5 protein-coding genes are annotated in these 5648 nt (G+C 41.6%); 4 read left to right on the forward strand and 1 reads right to left on the reverse strand.

Annotation, left to right across the window (positions count from 1 at the left end; translation table 11 throughout):
* Positions 1 to 320 precede the first annotated feature (320 nt).
* On the reverse strand, positions 321 to 827 hold the full coding sequence (locus ACR2F3_RS00560) for a regulatory protein RecX (RefSeq protein WP_432708034.1): 507 nt from the start codon (positions 825 to 827) through the stop codon (positions 321 to 323).
* A 69-nt stretch (positions 828 to 896) separates the two neighbouring features.
* Between ACR2F3_RS00560 and proB the strand changes: the two genes are divergently transcribed.
* The 4 genes from proB to ACR2F3_RS00580 all read left to right on the forward strand — a co-directional run.
* Positions 897 to 1979 carry a glutamate 5-kinase gene (proB, locus tag ACR2F3_RS00565; protein ID WP_432708035.1) on the forward strand — a complete coding sequence of 361 codons (1083 nt, stop codon included), beginning with the start codon at positions 897 to 899 and terminating at the stop codon, positions 1977 to 1979.
* 19 nt (positions 1980 to 1998) lie between these two features.
* Positions 1999 to 3243, forward strand: a complete 1245-nt coding sequence (locus ACR2F3_RS00570) for a glutamate-5-semialdehyde dehydrogenase (protein WP_432708036.1) — start codon at positions 1999 to 2001, stop codon at positions 3241 to 3243.
* A gap of 1 nt (position 3244) precedes the next feature.
* On the forward strand, positions 3245 to 5248 hold the full coding sequence (locus ACR2F3_RS00575; RefSeq protein ID WP_432708037.1) for a bifunctional UDP-N-acetylmuramoyl-tripeptide:D-alanyl-D-alanine ligase/alanine racemase: 2004 nt from the start codon (positions 3245 to 3247) through the stop codon (positions 5246 to 5248).
* A 20-nt stretch (positions 5249 to 5268) separates the two neighbouring features.
* The coding region (locus ACR2F3_RS00580; RefSeq protein ID WP_432708038.1) for a hypothetical protein at positions 5269 to 5648 on the forward strand (380 nt) is incomplete at its 3' end.

Consider the following 5648-nt stretch of genomic DNA (forward strand, 5'->3'; position numbering starts at 1 on the left):
TACTTTCGCATTTTGATAACTACATCCGTAGTTTTTTAAACTTCAGAAAACTGCTTTTTAAAGGAGTTTATTTCGTTTTGGTGATGCAAATATAAGTCGGAGGCCAAGCGGTCTTAGGAAGACAATAGAGAGGGACAACTCCTTGGCACACAGAACGACATGGCTACGACGACTTAGCTACTTTCGCATTTTGATAACTACATCCGTAGTTTTTTAAACTTCAGAAAACTGCTTTTTAAAGGAGTTTATTTCGTTTTGGTGATGCAAATATAGGTACAAATCTATTTTCTGCAAGTTATTTTTATAAAAAAAAATGAGGTTTATAGTAAGTTGTTGTTGTTCAGTACCTCTAAAATTAAATTATTTTCGAATCCCCTGCTCAACAAGTGCGAAATAAGCTTGTGCTTCTTTTTATAAGGGTCTTTTTCTGTGATTGTACGTAATTTTTTCTCTGCTGCATCGGCTATTGCTTTCAGGTAATCGTCGTAATCCAGTCCGTTTAAAGCACGAATAATCATCTTCTCGGGAACCTTTTTAAATTTCAGGCCCTGCCTAATTTTAATCTTTCCCCATTTATTGATGTTAAATTTACCCGAAACATAGGCTTTGGCAAATCTTTCCTCATTTAAAAAGTTGGTGACAATCAATTCAGAGATCACTTCTTCAACCTCTGCGTAGTGCAGCCCCCAATCATATAATTTATTACGCACTTCTTGCTGTGCCCGTTCCTGGTATGCACAATAATGCTCTGCCTTTGCTAAGGCAGTTTTCTTGTCATATACGGGCGGTTTCTTATCATTTGTTTCCAATTCTTCAAATTTACGCATATCAAATTAAAGGTACAGATCAAATAAGCTAGTTTCAGAAAATCAGGTGGTAAATACCTACATTAGGGCATGAAAAACAGTTATCGCAGGGTTGTCGTAAAAATTGGCTCCAATGTGCTGACCCGTGAAGATGGTTTACCTAATGTTCAACGTATGGAACACCTTGTTGCACAGTTGTCAGCGATCAAAAAACAAGGAATAGAAGTGGTTGTGGTTTCTTCGGGGGCGGTTGCTGCAGGAAGAAGTTTAATCAAGATTCAGGAAAAACAAAATACCGTAGCAGCCAGGCAACTCCTTGCCTCTATTGGGCAGATACAACTGATTAACACCTATCTGCAACTTTTTGGGAAACATGATTTGTTATGTTCACAAGTGCTGGTGACTAAAGAGGACTTTCGCGACCGGATGCACTACCTGAACATTAAAAACTGCCTGGACATTCTGTTGAAGCACCAGGTCATCCCCGTGGTGAATGAGAATGATGTGGTGTCGGTAACTGAACTCATGTTTACGGATAATGATGAGCTTGCCGGTTTAATTGCTTCGATGTTAAATGCTGATGCCCTCATCATTCTCTCTAATGTGGATGGTATTTATAACGGCGATCCCAAACTCGAGGCCAGTAAAGTCATCGAGGTAATTGAACCAGGCGCCAACCATCTGGCTTCTTTTATCACAAAAATGAAGTCGGGATTTGGCCGTGGTGGCATGGTTACGAAACTTTCCATGGCCCAGAAAGTGGCCAAATTGGGTATACCTGTACACATCGCCAATGGCACCCGTGAAAACGTGATAACGGATTTAATGGCGGGAAAAGTGATTAACACTCATTTTTTAGCTGAAAAGAACACTTCCGGTAAAAAGAAGTGGATTGCACATTCCGAGAACTCAGCTACAGGCATTGTTAAGTTAAATGCTGGTGCCAAAGAAGCTTTGTTGTCTGGAAAAGCCAGCAGTTTATTGCCTGTAGGTCTTTTGGCTGTAGAAACTGAATTTTCCAAAGGTGATATTATTAAGTTGGTGGGAGAGGATGATGAACTGATTGGCCTTGGTATTGCTGAGTATGGTGCCGATAAAGCCAGGGAAAGGCTTGGTGAAAAGGGCCAGAAACCATTGGTACATTATAATTATTTTTACGCCGTAAAGAATTAATAGCGAATAGCACATCAACATGGAAAATAATCGTTACTTCCAGCATGCATTGGAAGCATCAAGGGAGATTTCGCTTCTGAATACTACACAAATCAATGCCGTATTATTGGATCTGGCCGATGCTGTGGATCAACATAGCTCACAAATTATAACGGAAAATGCTAAAGATTTAGCTTTAATGGCTGTTGAAGATCCTAAATATGATCGTTTAAAATTAACAAGGAAAGTCATTGCTGATATCGCCAACGACATCAGGCAAGTGGCTGCTTTAAGCAGCCCGCTAGGGCAGGTGCTGCTGGAAAAAACCATGCCCAATGCTTTGAAGATTTCAAAAGTAACTGTGCCTTTGGGGGTAGTGGGTGTTATTTATGAAGCCCGGCCCAATGTTACGCTTGATGTGTTTTCATTATGTTTCAAAACAGGTAATGTGTGTGTATTGAAAGGTGGCAGCGACGCTGCACATTCTAACCTGACCATTGCAGCCATCATTCAGGATGTATTGAAGGCACACCACCTTAATCCTGCTTTTGTAACTTTGTTACCTTCAGACCGCCAGGCCACACATGATTTGTTGCATGCAGTAGGTTATGTAGATGTCATTATCCCCCGTGGTAGTCAACAGCTGATCAATTATGTTCGCGAAAACAGCCGCATCCCTGTCATTGAAACCGGTGCAGGAATTGTTCATATATATTTCGATTCAGATGGCGATGCGGAAAAAGGGAAAGCCATTATCATGAATGCAAAAACCAGGCGGGTCAGTGTGTGTAATGCACTCGACTGCCTGTTGATTCATGAGGATCGCCTGGACGATTTGCCTTCAATGCTGTCATTAATGGCCGATCAACAAGTGGAGGTTTTTGCTGATGAACAAGCCTATCAACATTTGAAAGGACATTATCCTGAACATTTATTACAGCCGGCCAGTGCTGAACACTATGGTACAGAATTTTTGGATTACAAAATGTCAGTGAAAACAGTAGCTGGCCTGGATGAAGCATTAGCACACATTGCCGTTTACAGCTCTAAACACAGTGAGGCCATTATTTCAGAGCATCCGGAACACCTCGAACGCTTTTTAAACGAGGTAGACGCAGCAGCAGTATACGCCAATGCTTCTACGGCCTTTACTGACGGTGGGCAGTTTGGTTTGGGTGCAGAAATTGGTATTTCTACACAGAAACTTCATGCGAGAGGTCCAATGGGACTCGAGGCGTTAACAAGTTATAAATGGTTGATTAGAGGAGAGGGACAAATAAGATAACATGGAAAATAACCATAACATTCAATATATAGGTCATTTAATTCATGCCGATGCTCATTTAGCTAAACCGGATTCCATTATAGACAACCTGGTAATTGACAGCAGAAGCGTGATAGACCCGGAATGCACACTTTTCTTTGCCATCGTTGCCCAGCGCGATGGGCATGAGTTTATCAAGGATGCTTATGAGCGTGGCGTTCGAAATTTTGTCATCAGCAATATTACTTTTTTATCACCCTTTGATGATGCCAATTTCTTGGTGGTACACAATGTGCTCCAGGCACTGCAGCAACTTGCCCGTGACAACCGACAACGGTATACCTTGCCAGTCCTGGCCATTACCGGTAGTAACGGTAAAACCATCGTGAAAGAATGGCTGTATCAGCTGCTGGCGCCTGATTATAATGTGGTGCGAAGCCCCAGGAGTTTTAATTCTCAAATTGGAGTACCGTTATCCGTATGGCAGATTAGTGAGGAACACACCCTTGGAATATTTGAAGCAGGTGTATCAAAAAATGAAGAAATGCAGGTGCTGGCCGATATCATTCAGCCCACCATAGGCATATTAACCAATATCGGCGAGGCTCATGCAGAGGGTTTTTCTTCACGAAAAGATAAACTGCTGGAGAAACTAAAGTTGTTTCAGCAGGTAGAAACCTTTATTTATAACCCCGAATACACTCCCGAACTGAGTGAAAAAGAGCTTCCGGGGCAGATAAAGTTCTCCTGGAGCATGAAGCAGGATGCTGACCTTAAGGTTTTATTTGTAGAGCCTATCGACAACCGAAGTTATCTCCGGGCCTTATATAAAGGCATGGAAGTTCAATGCCTGATTCCTTTTAGTGATAAAGCATCCGTAGAAAACGGCATCATTTGCTGGGCTACTTTATTGGCTTTGGGTTATACAGCGGAAGAGGCAGACTTGCGCCTGGAGAAACTGAATCGCATCAGTATGCGCCTGGAGTTGAAAAATGGGATTAACAATTGTTCAGTAATCGATGATTCCTATAGTGCCGATATCTCCTCGCTGGCTATTGCGCTTGATTTTTTAAACTCCCAAAATCAACATGCACGCAAAACAGTAATCTTATCTGATTTCTACGAAACTGGAAAAAATGACCTGTCGTTGTATGAAGAGATCGCTTTTTTGCTGCGCCAGAAACAGGTGAATAAGCTTATTGGAATAGGTCCTCATATTACTGAATTCACTGAATCTTTTGATATGGAGACTGATTTTTATGAAACTACACAAGCTTTTATTGACGATTTTCCCGCGCAGCATTTCAATAATGAAACGATATTAGTGAAGGGGGCAAGGAAGTTTGAGTTTGAACGTATCAGTAAATTACTGACGCAGAAAATCCATGATACTGTAATGGAGATCAACTTAAATGCTTTGCTGAGTAACCTTCGTTTTTATAAATCAAAATTAAAACCTGGCGTTAAAGTAATGGCCATGGTCAAAGCATTTTCCTATGGCAGTGGAAGTTTCGAAATTGCCAACGTGTTACAATACCACAAAGTCGATTACCTGACCGTTGCTTATGCCGATGAGGGCATTGCCCTTCGGAAAGCGGGAATTACTTTGCCTATTATGGTGATGAGCCCGGAGCCTTACGCTTTTGAGGCCATTTTAAAATATAAACTGGAGCCAGAGTTGTATAACCTGGATATCTTAAAAGGCTTTTTGAATTTCCTGCCTGATTACGAACATACCTACCCGGTTCATTTGAAAATTGACACAGGAATGCACCGATTAGGTTTTGACGAAACCGAAGTTGATGAGTTGATCACGTATGTTACAGGCGACACAAAAGTAAAGGTAATGTCGGTATTTTCACACCTGGTGGCCAGCGACGATCCGGAGCAAGACGACTATTCACAGTACCAATTAAGTCGCTTCTTGGTGGAAGATCAAAGCTTGGCTATATCAATGGTCATATCAAACCCCTTGACCCCTCTTCACAAGCATATGAAGCTTGGCAGTGTAAGGACCAACTGGTAATGTCATGGCTACTCAATTCTATGGAGAATCAAATCGCAGAGATCTTTAGCTACTCTGGATCCTCCATGGAACTATGGGAAACTGTGAAGGAGATGTATGGAAATCAGAACAATGCAGTCCGTATTTTCCAGTTAAAAAGGGATCTTTCAAATCTTCAAAAGAATGACAAGTCCTATGTTCAATTGCTGGGAAGCATGAAGAATATGTGGAACGAACTGGCATTATATCGTCCCTTTACAACTGATGCAGCAGAGTTAAGGAAACGAGAAGAGGAGGATAAGATTTTCCAACTTCTAGCCAGCCTTGGCCCAGATTATGAAGATCTGCGCAGTCAAATTCTCATGAATCCTGAACCCCCATCTCTTACCAACGTATGTGCCACCATTCAAAGAGAAGAGGC

The sequence above is a fragment of the Pedobacter sp. genome (assembly GCF_045627485.1).
Taxonomy (GTDB): Bacteria; Bacteroidota; Bacteroidia; order Sphingobacteriales; family Sphingobacteriaceae; genus Pedobacter.

Excerpts from the sequence above, each read along its gene's own strand:
- ACR2F3_RS00575 (WP_432708037.1), top strand. The coding sequence starts at position 3,245 with ATGGAAAATAACCATAACATTCAATATATAGGTCATTTAATTCATGCC.
- ACR2F3_RS00560 (WP_432708034.1), bottom strand. The coding sequence starts at position 827 with ATGCGTAAATTTGAAGAATTGGAAACAAATGATAAGAAACCGCCCGTA.
- proB (WP_432708035.1), top strand. The coding sequence starts at position 897 with ATGAAAAACAGTTATCGCAGGGTTGTCGTAAAAATTGGCTCCAATGTG.
- ACR2F3_RS00570 (WP_432708036.1), top strand. The coding sequence starts at position 1,999 with ATGGAAAATAATCGTTACTTCCAGCATGCATTGGAAGCATCAAGGGAG.